The following is a 20,135-nucleotide window of genomic DNA, read 5'->3' on the forward strand; positions in this document are numbered from 1 at the left end:
CCAAACGGCACCGACAGAAAAGGACCTCAGGCCAGGCTGATGCGCACCTCGTCCTCCAGCGGCGGCTGCAGTTCCTGGGCGAGGCAGCCGGTGGCGGCGAAGCAGCGCAGCGTCAGCTCCTGCGAGGTGACCGCGACGTGCAGGAACTGCTTGAAGAACGGCGGCGTGTCCCAGTCGGACAGCTCCGACAGGTAGCGGTGGAACACCCGGTCGACGGGGAGCCGCAGCGGCCAGGGCCAGGAGCCCAGCAGCCGCGCCGCCCAGCGCATCCGCCGGGTGAGCGGCACGGGCCCGGACGGCGAGCGCACCGGCTGGTTGCCGATCTGCTCGGCCATGATGCAGGCCGCCTCGTCGGGCGTGAGGCGGAGCCACTTCATCCGCAGCCGCCGGGCGTACATCTGGCTGTAGAACGACAGCGAGTCGCCGCGCAGCGGGTAGCACCGGAAGTCGTCCTCGTGCACGCCGGCCACGTCCACCCGGCGGATCGTGTGCGTGGCGTGCATGAACGCCCCCGCGCCGCCGGTCACGACGTACTGGATGACCCGGTCGCCCACCTTGACCGGATAACGCTGGTAGTTGTGCACGTCGCCCCCGATGGCGGCGACGTACCGGTGCGCCGGGTCGCGGACGATGTCGTCGATCGTCCCGCCGTCCTCCAGGGCGGACGGCTTGTACGCGTTGGCGGTGTAGATCGGCTTTCCGGTCACCAGGATCTTCGGCCTGGGGTCTCGCGAGACCCGCCGCAGCCAGGCGGTCTGCTCGCGGTCGATGACGTTCCTGATGCCGGTGTCGACGCCCACGATGAGCAGGGCGTCGCTCTCGATCACCCAGTACGGCCCCGGCTGCTCGGCCTGCTGCGACGGCTTGCCGCGCAGCGAGCGGGCCTCGGTGAGCCGCGTCTCGTCGATCGTCTCCGGCTTGCGCCACAGCAGGCCGCGCAGCCCCCGGTCGGGTTTCGGCTTGAGCGGGGCCGCGTCGCAGAAGACCCGCATGAACCCGCCGAGCCCGTCGTACCAGTCGTGATTGCCGGGGACGGCGTAGATGGGGGCGTCGTAGTCCTTGTACGGGCGGAAGAACTTGTCGCCGTACTCGTTGCCCGACCCGGTCGGATAGATGACGTCGCTGGCGATGACGGCGAACGAGGTGTCCTCGCCGATCCTCAGCATTCCCGGGACGACGGCGTACTGCGAGGCGTCGCCCTCACCGGTGTCGCCGAGGACGAGAAAGCTGAAATCTCCCCCGGCGGGCGCCTTGACCTGGAAGTCGGGGTCGGCCCCGCGCGCCTTCTGGGCCGCCACCCAGCGCGCCCGCACCTCGCCGGAAGGATCGCCGAGCAGGCCGGCGAGGACCTCGTTCCTCGACCTCCACAGCGTGCGCAGGTTGAGCCACGAGAAACCTCGCTTGTCGGGCCTGAGCTGGGCGAACGTGCCGATCTGCGCGCAGGTCCAGCCCGCGCCCTCCTCCGACGTCCTGGACGACAGCTGCTTTCCCCGCTCGGCCGCTACATCCACCATGACCACATCTTTACCGCGATCTTCCGTTCGCGCATCTTGAACGCTGCGTGCTGGCGCAAACACAGAAGGTGTTTCATGATGTACCCTCACCCCCCAAGCAAGCGGTGGGTCGCCGAAGGAGGCTCGCATGATCCGTCAAGGCCCGGACGACGCGGCGCGCGTAGGCGGCACCTCCGACGTGGCGGCCGTCGAGGCCCTGCTCGCGTACGCCGCGTCCCTGTCGCGCCGGAGCGGCTCCACCGCGATCGCGCGGGCGAGCGAGGCGGTGGCCCGCAGCCGCGACCTCCACCGCAGGTCGCGCGGCGAGCACGCCGCGCTGCTGGCCCGCTGCCTGCGGGTCAGCGCGGAGCTCATGCTCGGGCGGCGCCGCGCGCAGGAGGCGCTCCCCATGGCCCGGGAGGCGGTGGAACTCTCCCGCCTCAACGGCGGCGCCGCGCTGGTGATGGCGCTGATGTCCCTCGCGCGCGTCCTCGACGCGCTCGGCCGGCACGCCGAGGCCGCCGCCGCGATGGCCGAGGCCGCGGCGGTCCCGCCGGGCGGCTGACGCTCATCCCTCCGGTACGAGGACGCCAGGGTTGAGGATCCCCGCGGGGTCGAGCTCCGCCTTCACCGCCCGCAGCACGGCGGCCCCGAGCGGGCCGATCTCCTCCCCGTACGCGTCCCTGTGGTCACGGCCCACGCCGTGGTGGTGCGAGATCGTGCCGCCCGCCGCGACGATCGCGGCGTTGACCGCCGTCTTGGCCCGCCGCCACTGCTCGACCGGGTCGGCGTCCTGCGCGGTCACGACGGTGAAGTACAGGGAGGCGCCGGTCTCGTACACGTGCGAGACGTGGCACATGACGAGCGGCGAGCCGAGCTCGCCGAGCAGCGCGAGGCGTACGGCGTCGTGGAGCCGGGGCAGGTTCGACCAGAACCCGGCCGTCTCCAGCGTCTCCACGGTCGCCCCGGCCGCGAGCAGCGAGTCACGCAGGTACGGCGCGGAGAAGCGCCCGTGCTCCCACGCCTGCCCCGGCTCGGCCCCCAGGGGCTCGCCGCCCATCCGGGTCAGCACCGCGGAGGCGGCGGCGTGCCGCCCGCCCACGCGTTCGCCCTCGTACCCGGCGACGAGCAGGCAGCCACCGGAACCTCCCGAGCCGATCTCGTCCGGCCGCGCGAGGCCGATCATCGTCTCGGTCTCGTCGGAGAGCCTGAGGACTGCGGGCAGCGGACCCTCCTGGGCGAGGGCGCGTACGGCCGCCGTGCCCTCGGCGAACGTGGCGAAGCGCCAGCCCTCGTAACGCCGTTCCGCCGGGGCGCGCCGGACGCGCAGCCGCAGCGAGGTGATGACCCCGAAGGCGCCCTCTGAGCCGAGGACGAGCTGGCGCAGGTCGGGCCCCGCGGCGGACCGTGGGGCGCGGCCGAGCTCCATGGCGCCGCGCGGCGTCGCGAGGGTCAGGCCGACGACCATGTCGTCGAATCGGCCGTACCCGGCCGAGGCCTGGCCGCTGGAGCGGGCCGCGGCGAAGCCGCCGAGCGTGGCGTACTCGAAGGACTGCGGGAAATGCCCGAGCGTGAGGCCGTGCGCGGCGAGCAGCCGCTCCGCCTCGGGGGCGCGCACGCCCGGTTCGAACTCGGCGACCATCGACTCGGCGTCCACCGACCGCAGCCGGTCGAGGCGGCGCAGGTCGAGCGCGATCACCCCGGCGTACCCCTCGCGGGCGGCGGCCAGCCCGCCGACGACGGACGTCCCTCCGCCGAAGGGCACCACCGCGATCCGCTCGTCCGAGCACAGCCGCAGCAGCGCGACGACCTCCTCGTGCGAGCCGGGCAGCACCACCGCGTCCGGCGCGTCCGAGCCGTCGCCCGCGCGCATGCGCAGCAGGTCGGGGGTGGACTTGCCGCGCGTGCGGCGGACGCGGTCCTCGTGGCCGGTCAGCACGTGTCCGGGGCCGACGACCTCGGCGAGCGCCGCCAGCCGCGCGTCGGTGAGGGCGACCGGCGGGAGCCGTACCGACTCGAGGGTGGACGCGGGGGCGGTGGGGGGCCGCACGCCGAGGAGGTCGCGCAGCAGGACGCGGACCTGTTCCGGCAGCTCACGGGCCTGGGCGGGGTCGCCCCAGCCGGACCACAGCATGGCTTCTCCAGTCACGCTTACACTGTGACATATGACGGTAAATCGTCACAACGACGGCGTGCTCGACGCGGCCCGCGACTGCGTGCTGGCCTACGGCGTGCGCCGCACCACCCTCACCGACGTGGCCCGCCGCGCGGGCGTGTCACGGATGACGCTCTACCGCCGCTGGCCCGACGTGCGCTCGCTGGTCGCCGACCTGATGACCAGGGAGTGGGTACGCGTCGCGGACGGTCTCGACATGTCCGACCCGGTAGGCGCGGTCGTGACAGGGGTACGGGAACTGCGTGCTCATCCGCTGTGGCGCAAGATCGTGGAAGCCGACCCCGAGCTGCTGCTGCCGTACCTGCTCCAGCGCCGGGGCGCCGCCCACGAGGCGATGCTCGACGCGCTCGCGGGCGCGCTCGGCGACCGGCGGAAGGCCACGGCGGTGCTGCTGGTCGCCCAGTCGTTCCTGCTCTCCGCCCCCACCATGCTCGGCCCGGTGACGACGGACGAGCTCGACGCCGAGCTGCACGCCCTCCTGGAGGCCTATCTTGGATAGCTCGCTGAACGCCGCCCGACGCTCGCGCGAGCTGCGCGAGGTCGCGGAAGAACGCCTCGACGTGCTGGTGGTGGGCCTCGGCGCGACAGGCGCGGGCGCGGCGCTCGACGCCGCCTCCCGCGGCCTGCGCGTGGCCGCGATCGACGCGCACGACCTCGCGTTCGGCACCTCGCGGTGGAGCTCGAAGCTGATCCACGGCGGCCTGCGCTACCTGGCCAAGGGGCAGGTGGGCGTCGCCTACGAGAGCGCGGTGGAGCGCGGGATCCTGCTGCGCCGCACGGCACCGCACCTGGTCTCCGCGCACCCGTACGTGCTGCCCCTGACGCCCGCCGTCCCGGCGCGGCAGGCGGCGCTGGTGATGGCCGGCTACCGGCTCGGCGACGGGCTGCGCGCGGCCGCCCGCACGCCCCGCCGCCTGCTGCCCGGCCCGTCGCGGCTGGGCCCGGAGCGCGCGCACACGCTCGCGCCGGTGCTGAAGCAGGACGGCCTGCGCGGCGCCCTGCTGTCGTGGGACGGCCGGCTGCTCGACGACGCCCGCCTGGTGGTGGCGATCGCGCGCACCGCGGCCGCGCACGGCGCTCGGGTGCTGACCCGCTGCCGCGCCCTGCGGCTGACCGGGCACGGCGCCGACGTCCGCGACGAGCTGACCGGCGAGCAGTTCACCGTCCGGGCCAAGGTGGTGATCAACGCGACCGGCGTGTGGGCGGGCGGGCTCGACCCCCGGGTACGGCTGCGCCCATCCCGCGGCACGCACCTCGTCCTGGCGCCGGGAACGCTGCCGGGCCTGATCGCGGGCCTGCATCTGCCCATCCCTGGCGAGGCGAACCGGTTCGCCCTGGTTCTTCCGCAGGCCGACGGCCGCATCCACGTCGGGCTGACGGACGAGCCGCTGGACGGACCGGTGCCCGACGTCCCCGAGGTGCCCGAGGAAGACGTCAGAAGGCTTCTGGAGGTGCTGAACGGGGTGCTTGAGTCTCCGGTGACACGAGAGGCGGTCGCGGGCGCGTACGCGGGCCTGAGGCCCCTTCTGGCGGCCGACGGGCGGACGGCCGACCTGTCCCGCCGGCACGAGGTGCTCAAGGGGGACGGCGTCGTCACCGTCGTGGGAGGAAAGCTCACGACATATCGCCGCATGGCCGAGGACGCGGTCGACTGCGCGGTCGAGCACGCGCAGCTGGCGGCCGGGCGGTGCCGTACGCGCAGGCTCCCGCTCGTGGGCGCCGGCCCCCACCCGAGGGGGGTGCCCGCCCGCCTCGCCGAGCGGTACGGCTCCGAGGCCGCGGCCGTGCGCGACCTCGTCGCGGCGCACCCGCAGGAGGCCGCCCTCGGTCTCACCCGGGGCGACCTGCTCTGGTCGGTCCTGCACGAGGGCGCGCTCGACGCGGACGACCTCCTCGACCGGCGCACCAGGATCGGGCTGGTCAGGCGCGACAGGGATCGCGCGCTCGCCGTGGCCAGGGACGCGATGGACGAAGCACCCCGCCTGTGACTGTCCTCACCCGTTAGGTTAGTCTTACCTAATCTGCATCGGGGAGAAGGGGCACGAGCGTTGGCGAGGGGCTGCGACCATCCGGCCGGCTGCCACACCGGGACGGCTCCCACCATGGCCAGCGCCACCGTGGGAGCCAGGCTCTGGCTGCTCATCGAGTACGCCGGGCCGTGGCCGTCACACCTGGAGAGCCTCCAGCTGCCCGACAAGATCGCCGAACTCGTCCGGCGGGCGCTCGACCGGGGCATCAGACCCCAGCTGATCCGCCGCCCTGGACGGCGCACCCGGACGCAGGTCGAGGACCTCCATGTGCTAGTCGCCTACGCGGCGAGCCAGGAGCCCTGGATGGCGCGGGGCGTCGTCGCAGGTCCCGACGATCTTGACCTCGACGCGCTCGTGGCCGGAGTGGTCCCGGAGTCCTGCATACTGGAAGACGAGCCGGTATTTCTGGTCTGCACGCACGCCAAGCGCAATGCGTGCTGCGCCCGCATTGGACTACCCCTCGCTCGGTCCCTGGCCGAAAGCCTGCCGGACAGAGTATGGGAAACGTCACACGTTGGCGGCGATCGCTACGCCGCCAACCTCGTGTGCTTGCCACACGGAATTTTCTACGGCAGCATGTCTCAGGCTGCTGCACTGGCAGCGGCTAACGCGTACCGGTCGGGCGAGGTCATCCTCGACCGCCTCCGGGGGCGCGCAGGCATCCCTGAGCCACTGCAAGCCGCGGAACACTTCGCCCGAGCCCATACGGGAGAGTGCTCTGTCGGCGCTGTGGCCGTGGAATCCTCCAGGTCGGACGGTGACGTCACCGAAGCCATCGTGCGCTGCGGCGACGTCCGGATCCAAGTTGTGGTCGAACCATCGGCGTTCACACCGCCGTGTGGCACGGCTTGCGCCGAGACGATCACAACTTACCGGCTGGTTTCGCTGGACAGGCTCACGCCTGTGCAGTACACCACGCCCGCCCTCGCCTGAGTAGGGAACATCACGGCCCGACCTTGCGTTGGAACAGTGACGCCATAAGCGTCCAATGCGGCTCAATTACCGAAATACCTCTCACGAAGGTGGTTTTCTCATGTCTCAGGTACGTCGGCAGCTCGCCCGCCCGCGCCCCAGCTGGGGTTGGCAGGATGATGCCGCGTGCCGGGGTGAGGACCTCGTGCTCTTCTTCGGCCCCGATGGGGAACGGCAGCCCGAGCGTGACGTACGTGAGCGGAAGGCCAAGGCGATCTGCGCCCAGTGCCCCGTCCGCAACGAGTGCCTTGACTACGCGCTGTCCCGGCCCGAGAAGTACGGCACGTGGGGCGGTCTCAACGAGGACGAGCGCGCCAGCGAGCGTCGCCGTCGTATGCGCCGCGCGGCCAGCGCCGGCATCTCCGCCGCCTGACACACCCGGCAGTCTCACCATCATCGCGTGATCACGCAGTTGTCCCGATGAACCGGAGCCTGGCCCGCCATGTCCAGGCTCTGGCGAACCCGGTCGGGGCAACTGCCTGATCAGGCGGATTACGCCGTCACCGACGGCACACGATCCCCAAGCGGTCCTCGCGGGCCCGCCCGGCGCCCCCGCGCCACGGCGGACCCGCGTCGCCGCCCGCCTTGCCCGCGGTCACCGCCACTGCATGTTCATGACCCGCTCCACGCGGGCGACCGCCTGCCCCGGGTCGAATCCCGGCAGGCCCTGGCGGATCAGTTCCTCCACCCTGCGGGTCACGTCGTGTCCCGCGCTCGCCACCGCCGCGAGCACCTCCTCCGACAGCGTCCGGCTGTCCAGGCGCACCGCGCGCGGCTTCAGGCTCACCTCGACCACCCGGCCGCTCGCCGCCACCACGGCCGTCACCTGCCCCGACGGGCTCTCACCAGTTCCGGTGAGCTCCTGCAGCTCGGCCTGCGCGCGATCGGTCCACGCGAGGATGCGCTCCGCCTCTTCCTCGGCTCGCGCGATGTCGTCGTCCCGGAAGCCGTCCGGGTCCGCCGCGAAGTCGTGCACGTCCCTCTCTCAGCTCATCAGATTGCCGGCGATCCGGTCCACCCGGTCGCGGACGAACCTCTCGTCCAGCGCGTCGGGCAGCGTCGCGGTGTCGGCCAGGGCCTCCTCGGTGACCCTCCGCGCCCTGGCCTCGGCCTCCCGCTGGGCGTCCTGCAGCACCGCCGTGATGCGCGCGCCAAGCGACACGTGGTCGAGCCGCATCACCCGCGGGTCGAGCCGCAACTCCACGATGCCGCCCTGGCCGTCGGCGACGGCCCGCACCATGCCGTCGGAGGTGCGGCCCGTGCCGGTGACCTGGCTCAGCTCGGCCCGTGCCCGCCGCAGCCTGGCCATCGTCTCCCTGCCCTGTCGCACGACGCGCTCCAGAATCTCGGCGTCGGCCTCGGGCGAAGGTGTCGACATGACAGGCTCCTACGGTTCGGCGGTGACAACCCGTCAGTTTTCCACAGCTCACCACATCCCGGACACATGCGATATGGATCACGAAACAGGCGATCACCGTGTGCCCGGAGATCGGGCTGACTAGGGTAGGTCCGCATGAGTGCGGGGTTCGAGATCGCCCGCGGCACCGTGGAGCAGCAGGCCTCCCGGATGCGGGCACACGGAGACGACTACGCGGCCGCGCTGCGGCGGCTCAGCGAACGCGGACCCGGCGCGGGGTCCTGGGCGGGTGGCAGCCTGCTCTCGGTCCTGGCCGGCCCCTACGCCGAGGCTGTCGGGCTCGGCCTGCGGGCCATGACCGAACTGTCCGCGACGATGACCGGCACCGGCGACGCGCTGGACCGCGCCTCCGCCAACACCCGCGAGACCGAACGCGCGGGCGAGGAGGGGGCACGCCGCATCGCCGACCTGCTCAGCGGCGGGCGGGCCTGACATGGGCGTGACCGTGCCGCCCGAGGTGCACGCCGTGCTCGGGATGCTCGGCATGCCCTGGCTCAGCGCCGACCTCGACGTCGACGAGGACGAGATCCGCAAGGACGCCGACGCCTGGCGCACCGTGCTCGCCATGGCCGAGCCGTCCGCCACCGGCGCCGACGCGGCCGTCCGCGCCACCGAGCAGGCCTACCACGGCGAGGGCGGCACCGCCCTCGCCTCCTACTGGAGCGAGACGGGCGGCGGCGGGCACCAGGGCCAGGCGCTCGGCGCGGCGAGGATGGCCCCGGCGGTGCTCGACAACACCGCCTGGCTCTCGACGGGCTTCAAGGTCGCGGTCGGCACGGCGGCGGTCGTCACGTCCGTACGCGTGGCCAGGGCGTTCCTGGCGGGCGGCCCCTTCGGCGGGGCCATGGCCACGGCCGAGATGCTCCGCTCCCGCGCCCTGATGGGCAAGCTCCAGCGGGAGGGCGCGGAAGGCGCGGGCAAGGTGCTGGCACCCGCGCTCAACCGCCACGTGACCGCGCAGTTCCGCCGCGTCCTGGACAGTCTGCGCCGTCCGGGCGGCGGAGGTCCCACACCCGCGCTCGCCGGGGCGGGGCGCGGGCTCGCGCGACCGCGCACGGTCGGCCCCCGGGCGACAACCGGCCCGGTGCACGTCCGCGACCGTATGGCGGCGATGGGCCGCAGCAACAACAACGCCAGGCGCGGCGGCAACGGGCGGCGCGGCGGAGGGGGCAGACGCGGCGGCGGCGGCCGTGACAACAGCCCGCAGAACAGCACCGACGGCACGACCTCGCACGCGAATGATCGCCAGGGCCAGCGCAACATCAGCGACGACATGGTCGCGCAGACGAAGAAGAACGGGAAGAAGCGTCCCGGCAACAAGCCGGGAACGACGGTCTACGAGACCCAGGCCGTCCGGATCGTGACCAATCAGAAGGGCGGCATCATCTCCGCCATCTGGAAGAAGAAGTAGAAGGTCTGCCGTGCGCATCGAACACGACGACGAGAACGACGTCGCGTACATCTACCTCGTGGACGAGATCGGCCCCGGGGAGGCCGACTCGCAGTTCCTCGTGGAGCGCGAGGGCATGCCGGGGGAAATCGTGCTCGACTTCGACGCCGGTGGCCGTCTCCTCGGCATCGAGGTGCTCGGGGCCGCCGCCATCCTGCGGCCGGAGGTCCTCGCCCTGGCGAACGAGGACGAACCGCCATCCGACCCGTACGGATTCCCGCCGAGATAGCCGGCCCGCGCGGCCTGTCATGGAAAGAGCCGGCCCTTGAGCGGCCGGCTCTTTCGCATGGCCGAAACCCGGTGACGCCAGGCCGGAACTCAGGTCAGGCGACGAGGTCGTCGAACTCGCCGTCCTTGGCCCCGAGCACGAACGCGGTGATCTCGGCCTGGGTGTAGACGAGGGCGGGTCCTTCGGGGAAGCGGCTGTTCCGCAGGGCGATCTCCCCGTTCGGCAGGCTCGCCACCTCGACGCAGTTGCCGTTGGGGTTGCTCCACCGGCTCTTGCGCCAGACGACGGGAAGGGCGGCTGCGGATGTCCCGTTCCGGAACTCTTGCATGGGGGGCAGCTCCTCGCGATCTTACGGATGCACGTGCATCCGCGTGTGCGAGCCGACACTACGGCAGCAGGACCGATTCCACAGAGCGGACGGCCAAAAAAGCGCTATGGGGTGGATCACAGCGCCAGCAGGCGCTCCAGGAAGCGCCTGGACGCCCGAGGGTCCTCCGCCTGGACGCCCAGCTGGTTCATGACCCCCGAGTAGTGATCGGAGTCGGCGTGTTTGTCCAGGTAGAGGGCGCTGGTCAGCTGTTCCATGTACACGACGTCGGGCAGCTCGGGCTCGGGGAAGCGCAGGATGCTGAACGGCCCGCCGGCCGCCGCGTGCCCGCCGCGCTCGAACGTCACGATTTGCACGGTCACGTTGCGCTCTGCTGTCATCTCCAGCAGATGCGCGAGCTGCTCGCGCATGACGTCCGGGCCGCCCAGCATGCGGCGCAGCACGGCCTCGTCGATCACCGCCCAGAGCGTCAGCCCGCTCTCCAGCCGCTTCTGCCGCGCCATCCGTAACGCGACCCGGCGGTCGATCTCGTCCTCGGGGGCGTGCGCGTGCGCCAGCTCGATGACCGCCCGCGCGTACGCGGGCGTCTGCAGCAGCCCTGGGACGAACTGGTTCTCGTACGTGCGGATGATCGAGGCCGCGCCCTCCAGGCCGATGTAGACCTCGAACCAGGACGGCAGCAGGTCGCTGTAGCGGTGCCACCAACCGGGCTCGTTGGCCTGCCGGGCGAGGTCCAGCAGCGGCTGCCGCTCGGCGGGGTCGACGACGCCGTAGAGGGTCAGCAGGTCGGCCACGTCGCGCTGTTTGAAGCTGACCTGGCCGAGCTCCAGCCGGCTGATCTTGGCGTGCGACGCGCGGATCGAGTAGCCGGCCTCCTCCCGCGAGATGCCCTTCTCGGTGCGCAGCCGGCGCAGCTGGGTACCGAGCAGGATCCGCAGCACCGTCGGGCTGCCCGGCGCATGGCCCAGCAGCCTGCCCTCCGCGCTCTCTGCGCTCACTCGCCCCTCCGAGATCGTCTGCACGTGCATGTGCAATTCGCATCTGTAAAAGACGGAAAGTCTTGCATCAGTAAGCACTCCCCGTAAAGATGGGCTCTGGATCATCAGACCGCGCTTCGGGGGCACGATGACGACTTTCGACGCACGGCCGTTAGCCGCCACCGGTTGCCGGCCACCAGGATGGCTCGCCTCCATCCTCATGGAGGGTCAATCGGCCGAACGTGACGCCGTGTTCTCGTTCCGGACCGATGACGCGCAGGCGCCCGCCTGCGTGGCCGCGGCCCGCAGGTTCGTCGATCGGACGCTCGGCCCCTGGGGAGCGGCGGAGCAGGCGTTCGACACCCAACTGGTCGTCTCCGAGCTGGTGACCAACGCGATGCGGCACGGCGGCGGCGCGGGCCTGCTCCGTCTGCTGGGCGGCGGCGGACGGCTGGTGTGCGTGGTCAGCGACCACAACCGCGCGACCCCCGTGTCCGCCACGCCCGACACCTTCTCCGAGTACGGACGCGGCCTGCACCTGGTCGACGCCCTCTGCTCGGCCTGGGGGTGGCTCGTCCCCCGCGATTCCGGCAAGCTCGTCTGGGCCATCGTCTCCGACTGACCCGTCCGATCGTCACCGCCTGCCGAGCAGGCGCAGGACGTCGTCGTCGGTGAGCTGGTCGAAGTACGCGTACCACTGGCCGACCGCCCTGAAGTCGAGGGGCGTCTTGAGCACGACCACCTCGTCCGCCTCCTTCTGCAGCGACCGTACGGTTCCGCGCGCCCCCACGGGCACGGCCAGCGTCACCTTGGCGGGCCCGGCTCGGCGCACGGCCCTGACCGCCGCCCGGGCGGTGTTGCCGGTGGCCAGACCGTCGTCCACCACGATCACCTCGCGGCCCTCCAGCGGGGGCAGCGGGCGGTCGCCGCGGTAGACGCGTACCCGGCGGGCCAGCTCGTGCCGTTCCCTGCGCACCACCTCGGCGACCGACTCCGGGGTGAGCCCGAGCCGGTGCAGCAGCGCCATGTCGAACACCGGTTCGCCGCCCTCCGCGATGGCCCCGACGCCCAGCTCCGGCGCGGGCGGATAACCGATCTTCCGCGTCACGAGCACCTCGACGACGGCGTCCAGCCGCCGCGCGATCGGCACGGCCACCTCGACGCCGCCGCGGGGCAACGCGAGGATCACGGGGTCGTGCGCGTCCAGCAGCCGCTCCGCGAGCAGCTCCCCCGCCTCGGCCCGGTCTGCGAAGAGCTCCATGCCCCCCGCCTACCCCGAGATGCGCCCGTCTCGCATCGAAATCCGCCCTCCGACCGGCCCCGCGGGCCGGTCGGAGGGCGGCACGCGGTCAGGGACGGTTGCGGCCGGCCCGGCGCATCTCCTTGGTGATCGCCTTCCACTTGTCCTGCTGATCCTTGCGGAGCCGCGCATCGGTACGGGACGCCATCCAGGCGGCCTCCCGCTGCAGCTTGCGCCAGCTTTCGAGACGCCGTTCCGGCAGGTCGCCCGAGTCGAGAGCGGCGAGCACCGCGCACCCCGGCTCTCCGGCGTGCCCGCAGTCGCCGAAACGGCACTGCTCGGCCAGCTCCTCGATGTCGGAGAAGACGCGATCGACGCCTTCGGCCATGTCGTAGAGCCCGATCCGCCGGATCCCGGGCGTGTCGATGACGAGCCCGCCCCGGGCCAGCGGGATCAGCTCGCGGTGGACGGTGGTGTGCCGGCCGCGCCCGTCGGCGGCGCGTACCTGCTGGGTGGCCATGACCTCATCGGCGGCCAGCGCGTTGACCAGGGTGGACTTGCCCGCCCCTGACGCGCCGAGGACGACCGCCGTACGCGAGCCTTCGAGGTAGCCGGCGACCAGCTCGACGCCGTCGCCGCGCAGCGACGACACCGCGTGGACGTCGACGCCGGGCGCGGCCGCGCGGACGTCGGCGAGCAGCCCGTCGAAGCTGCGCTCGAGGTGCTGGTCGAACAGGTCGGACTTGGTGACGAGCACCACGGGCGTGCCCCCGGACTCCCAGGCGAGCGCGACGAGCCGCTCGATACGGGCGAGGTCGGCGAAATCGGTCGCGTGCATGGACGGCTCGGCCACGAACACGATGTCCACGTTGGCCGCGAGCACCTGGCCCTGGCTGTCGCGGGACAGGCCGCCGACGGAGGTGCGGCCGACGCCGCCCCTGACGAACGCGGTGGTACGGGGCAGCACCGCGTCGAGGACGTACCGGCCCTCGGGCAGCCACCGCAACGCCGCCCAGTCGCCGACGCAGGGCAGCGCCACCGGGTCGGCGGCCGCCGCACGGCGCACGTCGGCGGCGTACTTGACGTGGTGCTGGCCGTCGGCGGCGAGAACCTCGGCGGCGCCGCGGTCGACGCGGGCCACCCGTGCGGGGACGGCGCCTTCTGGCAGCTCGGCGGCGCGGTCATCGGTCCAGCCGAGCAGGGAGAGATCGTAAGACAACGGAGTGCAACCTTCGGTGATCGAGAAAGGGTGGAGCCGGGCGGCTCAGACACACGCCCGGAGGTGGGCTGACGGCATGGCGAAGACGGCGACCCGCATAGCCCTCACCTCCTCGATCGGTTACCTGCGTGACTCTACGCACCTGGCCGGAAGGAGCGCAATCACATTACTTTCCGCCCCTTTTTGAACCGCTCCAGGCACGGCGGCCGTACCACCTGCCGACGGACCGGGAAAGGGGAACGATGCGAGCCACCACGTATCCCCCGCCCGCGGCCGACGCCTCGACGGGCCGCGCACGGCCGGACGACGAGCCGATCGTGTCCGCTCTCTACCGGGAGTACCACCGGCCGCTGCTGGCGTTCGCGATCCGGTTGACGGCGGGTGACCGGCAGTGGGCGGAGGACGTGGTGCAGGAGACCATGATCCGGGCCTGGCGCAGCGCGGAGCGGCTCGACGCCGGAGCGGCCTCGTTGATGCCGTGGCTCGCCACGGTGGCCAGGCGCGTCGTGATCGACGACCGGCGGCGCCGCGACGCCCGTCCCCGTGAGGCGGGCGACGGGCCGCTGGCGGGCGTCGCCGTGCCCGACGGGTTGGAGGGGCTGCTGCACCAGGTGGTCGTCTCCGAGGCGCTGAAGGCGTTGTCGCCGGCCCATCGCGAGATCCTCAACGAGACGATCCTGCGCGACCGGTCCGTCAACGAGGCCGCGGAGCTGCTCGGCATCCCCGTCGGCACCGTGAAGTCGCGCGTCTACTACGCCGTACGCGCGCTGCGGATCGCATTGGAGGAAAGGGGGGTGACGGCGTGACCTCGAGAGTCGAGCACACGGACGTGGGCGCGTACGCGCTCGGTCTGCTGGACGACGACGACGGCGCGGCCTTCGAGGCCCATCTGCTCGGCTGCCGCGCCTGCCGTCACGAGCTGACGGAGCTGGAGGGCGTGGCCGGCCTGCTGCGCACGGTCGGGCCCGGCCCGCTGCCGCGCGGCCGTCCGAACGGGGGCGACGTGATCGACCTGCCCCGGCGGGAGGACGCCGGCCGGCGGACGCGCAGGGGGACGTTGGCGATGGGGATGGCGGCGGCGGTCACGCTGGTGGCCGGCGGGCTCGCGATCGGCACCCAGATCGGCGCCCAGCTGGGCACCCAGGCCGACCCGCGGGCAGGCGCCCAGATCGGGGCACAGGTCGGGGCACAGGTCGGGGCCCAGGTCGACACGCGGGTCGGTGCGGGAGAGCCGCGGCCGACGGCCCACGGGGCCGGCGGGGGCATGGGCGACCATACGGGGCCCGCCGAACAGTTCTACGCCGCCGGGCGGCCCATCACGGGCGAGGGCTCGGACGGCGTGACCGGCGGGCTCGTCGTGGAGTCGAAGAAATGGGGCACGCACGCGGCGCTGAAGCTGGCCGGGGTCACCGGGCCGCTGGAGTGCGAGCTGGTGTCGGTGTCGACGGCGGGCGAGCGACGGGTGATGACCGGGTGGTCCGTACCTCCAGCCGGGTACGGAGTGCCGGGTTCACCCGACCCGCTCTACATGCACGGCGGCACCGCCACCCCGCTGAAGGACATCGACCACTTCGAGGTGACCACCACAGACGGCAGAAGACTCCTGACCGTCAGAACCTGAACGCCACGACGCCTCTCCGCCCGAACGCCCCGGAGGGCCAGGGCGTGCTCGCGGCCGGGCCCCCGCAGGTCGGGGGCCCGGACCACGCTCGGTTACAGGCCCGGGGCGGGGAACTGGGCGGTGAGTTCGCTGACCTCGTGGTGGACGCGCGTGATGACCGCCTCGGCGTCGCCCTTCGCGACGGCGGTGACGACCTCGTCGATCCAGGCGCCGATCTGCCGCATCTCGGCCTCGCCCATGCCGCGCGAGGTGACCGACGGCGTGCCGATGCGGATGCCGGACGGGTCGAACGGCTTGCGCGGGTCGAACGGCACCGTGTTGTAGTTGGTCTCGAGGCCCGCGCGGTCGAGCGCCTGGGCGGCGGGCTTGCCGCCGATGCCCTTGGGCGTGAGGTCGAGCAGGATCAGGTGGTTGTCGGTGCCGCCGGAGACGAGGTCGAAGCCGCGCGAGCCGAGCTCGTCGGCCAGCGCCTTGGCGTTCGCGACGACCTGGTGGGCGTATTCGCGGAACGACGGCTGGGCGGCCTCGTGCAGCGCGACGGCGATGGCGGCCGTGGTGTGGTTGTGCGGGCCACCCTGGAGACCAGGGAAGACCGCCTTGTTCAGCGCCGCGGCGTGCTCGTCGCTGCCGGCCATGAGCATGGCGCCGCGCGGGCCGCGCAGCGTCTTGTGGGTCGTCGTGGAGATCACGTCGGCGTGCCCCACCGGCGACGGGTGGGCGCCGCCCGCCACCAGGCCGGCGATGTGGGCGATGTCGGCGGCGAGCACCGCGCCGACCTCGCGGGCGATCGAGGCGAAGCCCTCGAAGTCGATCGTGCGCGGGATCGCGGTGCCGCCGCAGAAGATCAGCTTCGGCCGGTGCTCGAGCGCCAGCCGGCGGACCTCGTCGAGGTCGATGCGGCCGGTGTCCTTGCGGACGCCGTAACGGACCGGGTTGAACCACTTGCCCGTGGCCGAGACCGACCAGCCGTGGGTGAGGTGGCCGCCGAACGGCAGGCCCATGCCCATGACGGTGTCGCCCGGCTGCAGGAACGCCATGTAGACGGCGAGGTTGGCGGGCGAGCCCGAGTAGGGCTGGACGTTGGCGTGGTTGACGCCGAACAGCGACTTGGCCCGCTCGATGGCGACGGACTCGATCTGGTCGATGACCTGCTGACCCTCGTAGTACCGCTTACCGGCGTAGCCCTCGGAGTACTTGTTGGTCAGCACGGTGCCCGTGGCCTCGAGCACCGCCTTGGACACGTAGTTCTCGGACGCGATCAGCTTGACGGTGTCGGCCTGGCGACGCTCTTCCGCCTTGATGAGCTCGGCGATCTGAGGGTCGACGCTGGCGAGAGAACCCATGACTCTCCTGACATCATTGATGATCGGCGAAGACCCAGGCGCCCGGCCTCCGCTCACTCCGCTCCCTGGTGGTCGATCCCACCGAATGCGCCAGTCGCGTCTCGCTCTAGACGATAGCGGATCCCACGCAGGCTCCATTCGGGCGACGGCCCAGGTCAGTCGTCAGGATGATGAGACGGCCACGTTCTTGAGCACACCGAGCGGGCCGAGATTGACGTCGACGTACCCGGCGTCCTCGGGGAGTCCCTTGAAGATCGCCCAGAACTGCAGCTGGTCGCCCGCCTGGAACGACAGCTGGGGCACCTTGGAGCATTCGCAGGCTTCACCCACGGAGGCCGGGTAGACAGGGCTGGCCACCCCTGGCGGGACGAGGCTCACCCGCGAGACCGAGTTGTCGGTGACACCGTTGCCCAGCTTGTTGTACAGCAGCACGCCTTCGGTGCCGGCGTTCTGCACCGTCCACGCCAGGCGCGCGGTGGTGCCCTGCTGCACGAGCGAGTCGATCCGGACCTGGAACCTGGTGCCGAGGGCGTCGACCGTGCCGGCGGTGGCGGGCGTGCCCGGGTCGGCGCCGCGTTGCTCCCACGGGCGTACGACGCCCAGGGTGGCGCCCGCGCCGACCACGGCCGCGAGCAGCCCTACGGCGACGAGCAGCCACGGGCTCCTGCTGGCCGGCCCGGAGCCCGCGGGAAAGGACGCCGTCGCGGGGCGGCGGGTGGGCAGGACGGGCGTCCAGGTCTCCGAGACCGACTGCGACGCCACCGCGACCGGCACCTGTGTGCGACCCAGCAGCAGGTCCATGAGCTGCTGGGCGCTCGGCCGCCGGCGGGGGTCCTTGTCGAGCGCCCGTTCCACCAGCGCCCTCAGGCGCTCGTCGAGCCCGTCGAGCACGGGCGCGTGATGCATGACACGGTAGATGACCTCGTGGCCGCCACCGTTTCCGAACGGCGGCTTGCCGGTGCCCGCGTACGCGACCAGCGAGCCCCAGGAGAAGATGTCGCTGGCCGGAGTCGCCGGCTCTCCCCTGGCCTGTTCCGGAGACATGTACGCGGGCGTGCCCATCGACTGCGCGACCGTCGCCACGGTGTGGCCGGCGTCGGCGAGCTGGGCGATGCCGAAGTCGATGACCCGCGGCCCGACGGGGCTGAGCAGCACGTTCGACGGTTTCAGGTCGCGGTGGACGACCCCCGCCTGATGGATGGCGGTCAGCGCGGTGGCCACGCCGACGGCCAGGGCCTCCAGGTTGGAGCCGGTCAGCGGGGCTTGCGCGACGACGGCCGACAGGTCGGGGCCCTCGACGTACTCGGTGACGATGTAGGCGGTGCCGTCGTCGAACCCGGCGTCGAGCACGGGCGCGGTGCAGAACCGAGCCACCCTCCGCGCGGCGTCGGCCTCCTTGCCGAACCTGCGCCTGAACTCCTCGCGTGCGGCCAGCTCGTGGCGCATGGTCTTCAGCGCGACCGGGCCCCCCGCTGGGTCATGAGCGAGGAAAACGTAACCCATGCCGCCTTCGCCAAGCTTTCTGACGATTAAGTACGGTCCGACCCGCCGTGCGTCCATCCCAGGGATTATTCCGGACCTGACCCCGCGAGGTGCCCGTTGCTTCGGGCACGTTCCCGCGCCCGAAGATCCACCGTTGGTGCGGAGGACTACCCGCGCTGGGGCGGGTCCTCACCCACCAGGCCGTCGATCGCCTCGCGGAACAGGTCCGCGTGGCCGACGTGCCTGGCGTACTCGTCGTGGAGGTCGACGAGAACACGGCGCGCGTTGGGCGATCGGCCGTCCTCGGTGACGGTGAACCCGGCGGGCCGGTCGAGACCGCCGTCGGCCAGCACCCTGGCCACGGCGGCCCGGCCGCGGGCGACGGCCTCGCGCCAACGGTCGTAGAGCTCCTCGGGGGTGTCGTCGGCGGCGGCCTCCCATTCCCAGCCGTGTTCTGCGCTGTCCCAGGGCGGCGTGGGGCGCTCCCCGAACAGGCGCCAGGCCGCCGTCTCCTCCTCGACCCGGGTCAGGTGCTTGATCAACCCGGCCAGGGTCATCGTGCTCGGCGGGTGCGGACGGTTCAGGGCGGCGGCGTCCAGGCCGCCGGTCTTCCAGGCGAACGTGGCACGGGAACGGTCGAGGGCGAACAGCACCATCTCGACTTCGTCGGCGGTCAGGGACGGCTCACTGATGGCTGTGTCGTCGGTCACGGTCCGCATGCTAGAGCTGGTTCCGGACGTTCACCTTCCGGAACGTTCGCCCGTCCGTGGCCTATCGCGGCCGGCTGATGCCCGGCCAGAGCCGGTCGACCTCGGCGTTCAGGATCGCGCCGATGAGCACCGCCAGGGCCGTGATGTAGAGCCAGAGCAGCAGCGCGATGGGAGCGGCGAGGGAGCCGTACACGGAGACGGGCGAGAACCAGGCGGCGAGCACCGCGCGCAGCACCGCCGCGCAGACGATCCACAGGAACAGCGCCAGGATGGCGCCCGGCAGCTCGCGGTACCACTTCGTGCGCACCGGCACGCTCACGTGGTAGAGCACGGTGAGGAACAGCACCGAGCCGACGATCACGACCGGCCAGTAGAGCAGGTCGATCATGACGCCGTACTCGCCGGGGAGCGCGTCCCTGAGCAGGGTGGGGCCGATGACCAGGATCGGCATGACGATGATGCCGATGATGAGGCCCATGACGTAGAGGCCGAACGACATCAGGCGGGTGCGGATGATGCCGCGCTCCTCGCCGAGGCCGTAGGCGACCGAGATGAGGTCGACGTAGACGTACAGGGCGCGCGAGCCCGACCAGAGCGACAGCAGGAAGCCCAGCGAGATGATCGACACCTTGCCGGCGTCGTCGCTGAGCACGTCGGTGATGAGCGGGTTGATCACCTTGTTGACCGCGTCGTCGGTGAACAGCAGCCCCGCCTGGTCGATCACCCACGTCTTGACCTGGGTGACGACGTCCGGCCCGAGCCAGGCGCCGAACTTGCCGAGCACCCCGATGAGCCCGAGGACGAACGGCGGCAGCGACAGCAGCGCGAAGAACGCCGCCTCCCCGGCCAGACCGGTGACACGGTAGGCGACCCCGGCATTGGTGGCGGCGCGCACGATGGACCAGGACTTGGTGTCGAGCGCCCAGTTGAGCCGCGCCCGCGCGTGCGAGACGAGCCCTCGTTTGGGCCTGGATGGCGCTTCGGTGGACGTCATGGGCACCCAAGGAACTCGCAGTAGGAACTCGCAGTGACTCTTCGGGACAGCTTACGTGCCCTGCCCCGGTCGCCAGGCAGGGTGCGCCCTGGCGCCCGGCTACGACCGGGTCATCGGGGAACTATGCGTAGTGTGATCTGCGAGAGGTGCAAGGACAAGCGTCACGAGGAGTGCCGCGGCGGCTCGTGGTGCGACTGCCAGCACCGGCCGTCCGACAAGGAGCACGAGCCCGCGCTCGGCTGGCGCCGTCAGGGATGATGCCGAAAAGGGCCTCGGCCTGCGGTGACGAGACAAGTCCCACACTGTGGACCAACTCTTGGACATCTCGGACAGCCGGGGTACTCTCGAATCATGCCAGCGGACCCCATGCTCGTCGGTCGACGCCACGTCGACCTTCTGCGCGTCCGCTCTGCCATCTGTTGCGACGCCCGCTGACCGCACCTTTTCCTGCCGC

At 71.9% G+C, this 20,135-nt stretch carries 25 protein-coding genes and 1 riboswitch; of the genes, 13 read left to right on the forward strand and 12 right to left on the reverse strand.

Annotated features, from left to right (window positions below):
* Positions 1 to 26: 26 nt before the first annotated feature.
* Positions 27 to 1,514, reverse strand: coding sequence for a metallophosphoesterase family protein (locus BLR04_RS21435; protein WP_090768343.1), 1,488 nt, complete (start codon positions 1,512 to 1,514; stop codon positions 27 to 29).
* A gap of 127 nt (positions 1,515 to 1,641) precedes the next feature.
* Between BLR04_RS21435 and BLR04_RS21440 the strand changes: the two genes are divergently transcribed.
* Positions 1,642 to 2,058: a hypothetical protein gene (locus BLR04_RS21440; protein WP_090768106.1), complete on the forward strand. Its 417-nt coding sequence runs from the start codon at positions 1,642 to 1,644 to the stop codon at positions 2,056 to 2,058.
* Between the two features lie 3 nt (positions 2,059 to 2,061).
* Here the strand turns inward: BLR04_RS21440 and BLR04_RS21445 are convergent, their stop codons facing one another.
* Positions 2,062 to 3,627 carry an FAD-binding oxidoreductase gene (locus tag BLR04_RS21445; RefSeq protein WP_090768108.1) on the reverse strand — a complete coding sequence of 522 codons (1,566 nt, stop codon included), beginning with the start codon at positions 3,625 to 3,627 and terminating at the stop codon, positions 2,062 to 2,064.
* 31 nt (positions 3,628 to 3,658) lie between these two features.
* Here BLR04_RS21445 and BLR04_RS21450 point away from each other — a divergent pair, with 31 nt between their 5' ends.
* The 4 genes from BLR04_RS21450 to BLR04_RS21465 all read left to right on the forward strand — a co-directional run bounded on the left by BLR04_RS21450 (position 3,659) and on the right by BLR04_RS21465 (position 7,044).
* The gene (locus BLR04_RS21450) at positions 3,659 to 4,168 is read left to right on the forward strand and encodes a TetR/AcrR family transcriptional regulator (RefSeq protein WP_090768111.1); all 510 of its coding nucleotides are present in this window, start codon (positions 3,659 to 3,661) and stop codon (positions 4,166 to 4,168) included.
* The gene (locus tag BLR04_RS21455) at positions 4,161 to 5,657 is read left to right on the forward strand and encodes a glycerol-3-phosphate dehydrogenase/oxidase (protein ID WP_090768114.1); all 1,497 of its coding nucleotides are present in this window, start codon (positions 4,161 to 4,163) and stop codon (positions 5,655 to 5,657) included. The genes BLR04_RS21450 and BLR04_RS21455 overlap by 8 nt, the downstream gene beginning before the upstream one ends.
* 114 nt (positions 5,658 to 5,771) lie before the next feature.
* The gene (locus BLR04_RS21460; protein ID WP_245740398.1) at positions 5,772 to 6,632 is read left to right on the forward strand and encodes a sucrase ferredoxin; all 861 of its coding nucleotides are present in this window, start codon (positions 5,772 to 5,774) and stop codon (positions 6,630 to 6,632) included.
* A 100-nt stretch (positions 6,633 to 6,732) separates the two neighbouring features.
* A complete protein-coding gene (locus BLR04_RS21465; RefSeq protein WP_080036407.1) occupies positions 6,733 to 7,044 on the forward strand; it encodes a WhiB family transcriptional regulator in 312 nt (103 codons plus the stop codon).
* 222 nt (positions 7,045 to 7,266) lie between these two features.
* On the opposite strand, the gene BLR04_RS21470 is transcribed toward BLR04_RS21465, so the two are convergent.
* Together BLR04_RS21470 and BLR04_RS21475 are read right to left on the reverse strand one after the other, a co-directional pair.
* The gene (locus BLR04_RS21470) at positions 7,267 to 7,647 is read right to left on the reverse strand and encodes a YbaB/EbfC family nucleoid-associated protein (protein WP_090768120.1); all 381 of its coding nucleotides are present in this window, start codon (positions 7,645 to 7,647) and stop codon (positions 7,267 to 7,269) included.
* A 9-nt stretch (positions 7,648 to 7,656) separates the two neighbouring features.
* Entirely contained in the window at positions 7,657 to 8,049 is a 393-nt protein-coding gene (locus tag BLR04_RS21475; protein ID WP_090768123.1) for a YbaB/EbfC family nucleoid-associated protein, read from the reverse strand.
* Between the two features lie 135 nt (positions 8,050 to 8,184).
* Between BLR04_RS21475 and BLR04_RS21480 the strand changes: the two genes are divergently transcribed.
* Genes BLR04_RS21480 through BLR04_RS21490 form a run of 3 tightly spaced genes read left to right on the forward strand, consistent with a single transcriptional unit; the run spans position 8,185 to position 9,767 of the window.
* Positions 8,185 to 8,520 carry a hypothetical protein gene (locus BLR04_RS21480; RefSeq protein ID WP_090768126.1) on the forward strand — a complete coding sequence of 112 codons (336 nt, stop codon included), beginning with the start codon at positions 8,185 to 8,187 and terminating at the stop codon, positions 8,518 to 8,520.
* Between the two features lies 1 nt (position 8,521).
* On the forward strand, positions 8,522 to 9,499 hold the full coding sequence (locus BLR04_RS21485) for a hypothetical protein (protein WP_090768129.1): 978 nt from the start codon (positions 8,522 to 8,524) through the stop codon (positions 9,497 to 9,499).
* Between the two features lie 10 nt (positions 9,500 to 9,509).
* Entirely contained in the window at positions 9,510 to 9,767 is a 258-nt protein-coding gene (locus tag BLR04_RS21490) for a DUF2283 domain-containing protein (RefSeq protein ID WP_090768132.1), read from the forward strand.
* A 94-nt stretch (positions 9,768 to 9,861) separates the two neighbouring features.
* Here the strand turns inward: BLR04_RS21490 and BLR04_RS21495 are convergent, their stop codons facing one another.
* The gene (locus BLR04_RS21495) at positions 9,862 to 10,095 is read right to left on the reverse strand and encodes a DUF397 domain-containing protein (RefSeq protein ID WP_090768135.1); all 234 of its coding nucleotides are present in this window, start codon (positions 10,093 to 10,095) and stop codon (positions 9,862 to 9,864) included.
* A gap of 116 nt (positions 10,096 to 10,211) precedes the next feature.
* Positions 10,212 to 11,123, reverse strand: a complete 912-nt coding sequence (locus BLR04_RS21500; protein WP_090768346.1) for a helix-turn-helix domain-containing protein — start codon at positions 11,121 to 11,123, stop codon at positions 10,212 to 10,214.
* 169 nt (positions 11,124 to 11,292) lie between these two features.
* Between BLR04_RS21500 and BLR04_RS21505 the strand changes: the two genes are divergently transcribed.
* On the forward strand, positions 11,293 to 11,694 hold the full coding sequence (locus BLR04_RS21505) for an ATP-binding protein (protein ID WP_176903212.1): 402 nt from the start codon (positions 11,293 to 11,295) through the stop codon (positions 11,692 to 11,694).
* A 12-nt stretch (positions 11,695 to 11,706) separates the two neighbouring features.
* Here the strand turns inward: BLR04_RS21505 and BLR04_RS21510 are convergent, their stop codons facing one another.
* Together BLR04_RS21510 and rsgA are read right to left on the reverse strand one after the other, a co-directional pair.
* On the reverse strand, positions 11,707 to 12,333 hold the full coding sequence (locus tag BLR04_RS21510; RefSeq protein ID WP_090768141.1) for a phosphoribosyltransferase: 627 nt from the start codon (positions 12,331 to 12,333) through the stop codon (positions 11,707 to 11,709).
* 88 nt (positions 12,334 to 12,421) lie between these two features.
* Complete coding sequence (gene rsgA / locus BLR04_RS21515; RefSeq protein WP_090768147.1) at positions 12,422 to 13,531, reverse strand: ribosome small subunit-dependent GTPase A; 1,110 nt, start codon at positions 13,529 to 13,531, stop codon at positions 12,422 to 12,424.
* A gap of 242 nt (positions 13,532 to 13,773) precedes the next feature.
* On the opposite strand from rsgA, the gene BLR04_RS21520 reads away from it, so the two are divergent.
* Complete coding sequence (locus BLR04_RS21520; protein ID WP_090768150.1) at positions 13,774 to 14,337, forward strand: sigma-70 family RNA polymerase sigma factor; 564 nt, start codon at positions 13,774 to 13,776, stop codon at positions 14,335 to 14,337.
* Positions 14,334 to 15,152, forward strand: a complete 819-nt coding sequence (locus BLR04_RS40800) for an anti-sigma factor family protein (RefSeq protein WP_176903213.1) — start codon at positions 14,334 to 14,336, stop codon at positions 15,150 to 15,152. Before BLR04_RS21520 ends, BLR04_RS40800 begins: the two co-directional genes overlap by 4 nt.
* A 92-nt stretch (positions 15,153 to 15,244) precedes the next feature.
* Here BLR04_RS40800 and glyA read toward each other — a convergent pair whose 3' ends face one another.
* The 4 genes from glyA to BLR04_RS21545 form a co-directional block, all read right to left on the reverse strand.
* On the reverse strand, positions 15,245 to 16,495 hold the full coding sequence (glyA, locus tag BLR04_RS21530; RefSeq protein ID WP_090768153.1) for a serine hydroxymethyltransferase: 1,251 nt from the start codon (positions 16,493 to 16,495) through the stop codon (positions 15,245 to 15,247).
* Positions 16,496 to 16,520: 25 nt separating this feature from the next.
* A riboswitch (ZMP/ZTP riboswitch) is annotated at positions 16,521 to 16,603 on the reverse strand.
* Positions 16,604 to 16,657: 54 nt separating this feature from the next.
* Positions 16,658 to 18,055, reverse strand: a complete 1,398-nt coding sequence (locus BLR04_RS21535) for a serine/threonine-protein kinase (protein ID WP_090768156.1) — start codon at positions 18,053 to 18,055, stop codon at positions 16,658 to 16,660.
* Between the two features lie 89 nt (positions 18,056 to 18,144).
* On the reverse strand, positions 18,145 to 18,696 hold the full coding sequence (locus BLR04_RS21540; RefSeq protein WP_090768158.1) for a mycothiol transferase: 552 nt from the start codon (positions 18,694 to 18,696) through the stop codon (positions 18,145 to 18,147).
* A 52-nt stretch (positions 18,697 to 18,748) separates the two neighbouring features.
* Complete coding sequence (locus tag BLR04_RS21545; protein WP_090768349.1) at positions 18,749 to 19,681, reverse strand: YihY/virulence factor BrkB family protein; 933 nt, start codon at positions 19,679 to 19,681, stop codon at positions 18,749 to 18,751.
* A gap of 132 nt (positions 19,682 to 19,813) precedes the next feature.
* Between BLR04_RS21545 and BLR04_RS42415 the strand changes: the two genes are divergently transcribed.
* Positions 19,814 to 19,939, forward strand: coding sequence for a hypothetical protein (locus tag BLR04_RS42415; RefSeq protein WP_281191583.1), 126 nt, complete (start codon positions 19,814 to 19,816; stop codon positions 19,937 to 19,939).
* A gap of 93 nt (positions 19,940 to 20,032) precedes the next feature.
* On the forward strand, positions 20,033 to 20,116 hold the full coding sequence (locus BLR04_RS42805; protein ID WP_354532976.1) for a putative leader peptide: 84 nt from the start codon (positions 20,033 to 20,035) through the stop codon (positions 20,114 to 20,116).
* Positions 20,117 to 20,135 lie beyond the last annotated feature (19 nt).

The organism is Nonomuraea maritima (genome assembly GCF_900100395.1).
In the GTDB taxonomy this organism is placed as follows: Bacteria; Actinomycetota; Actinomycetes; order Streptosporangiales; family Streptosporangiaceae; genus Nonomuraea; species Nonomuraea maritima.

Coding starts and splice junctions, on each gene's coding strand:
- BLR04_RS21500 (WP_090768346.1), bottom strand. CDS start 11,123: ATGCACGTGCAGACGATCTCGGAGGGGCGAGTGAGCGCAGAGAGCGCG.
- BLR04_RS21460 (WP_245740398.1), top strand. CDS start 5,772: ATGGCCAGCGCCACCGTGGGAGCCAGGCTCTGGCTGCTCATCGAGTAC.
- BLR04_RS21535 (WP_090768156.1), bottom strand. CDS start 18,055: ATGGACGCACGGCGGGTCGGACCGTACTTAATCGTCAGAAAGCTTGGC.
- BLR04_RS21540 (WP_090768158.1), bottom strand. CDS start 18,696: ATGCGGACCGTGACCGACGACACAGCCATCAGTGAGCCGTCCCTGACC.
- BLR04_RS42805 (WP_354532976.1), top strand. CDS start 20,033: ATGCCAGCGGACCCCATGCTCGTCGGTCGACGCCACGTCGACCTTCTG.
- BLR04_RS21440 (WP_090768106.1), top strand. CDS start 1,642: ATGATCCGTCAAGGCCCGGACGACGCGGCGCGCGTAGGCGGCACCTCC.
- BLR04_RS21445 (WP_090768108.1), bottom strand. CDS start 3,627: ATGCTGTGGTCCGGCTGGGGCGACCCCGCCCAGGCCCGTGAGCTGCCG.
- BLR04_RS21505 (WP_176903212.1), top strand. CDS start 11,293: ATGGAGGGTCAATCGGCCGAACGTGACGCCGTGTTCTCGTTCCGGACC.
- BLR04_RS21450 (WP_090768111.1), top strand. CDS start 3,659: ATGACGGTAAATCGTCACAACGACGGCGTGCTCGACGCGGCCCGCGAC.
- BLR04_RS21485 (WP_090768129.1), top strand. CDS start 8,522: ATGGGCGTGACCGTGCCGCCCGAGGTGCACGCCGTGCTCGGGATGCTC.
- BLR04_RS21520 (WP_090768150.1), top strand. CDS start 13,774: ATGCGAGCCACCACGTATCCCCCGCCCGCGGCCGACGCCTCGACGGGC.
- BLR04_RS21495 (WP_090768135.1), bottom strand. CDS start 10,095: ATGCAAGAGTTCCGGAACGGGACATCCGCAGCCGCCCTTCCCGTCGTC.
- BLR04_RS21465 (WP_080036407.1), top strand. CDS start 6,733: ATGTCTCAGGTACGTCGGCAGCTCGCCCGCCCGCGCCCCAGCTGGGGT.
- BLR04_RS21475 (WP_090768123.1), bottom strand. CDS start 8,049: ATGTCGACACCTTCGCCCGAGGCCGACGCCGAGATTCTGGAGCGCGTC.
- glyA (WP_090768153.1), bottom strand. CDS start 16,495: ATGGGTTCTCTCGCCAGCGTCGACCCTCAGATCGCCGAGCTCATCAAG.
- BLR04_RS21545 (WP_090768349.1), bottom strand. CDS start 19,681: ATGACGTCCACCGAAGCGCCATCCAGGCCCAAACGAGGGCTCGTCTCG.
- BLR04_RS21435 (WP_090768343.1), bottom strand. CDS start 1,514: ATGGTGGATGTAGCGGCCGAGCGGGGAAAGCAGCTGTCGTCCAGGACG.
- BLR04_RS21480 (WP_090768126.1), top strand. CDS start 8,185: ATGAGTGCGGGGTTCGAGATCGCCCGCGGCACCGTGGAGCAGCAGGCC.
- BLR04_RS21510 (WP_090768141.1), bottom strand. CDS start 12,333: ATGGAGCTCTTCGCAGACCGGGCCGAGGCGGGGGAGCTGCTCGCGGAG.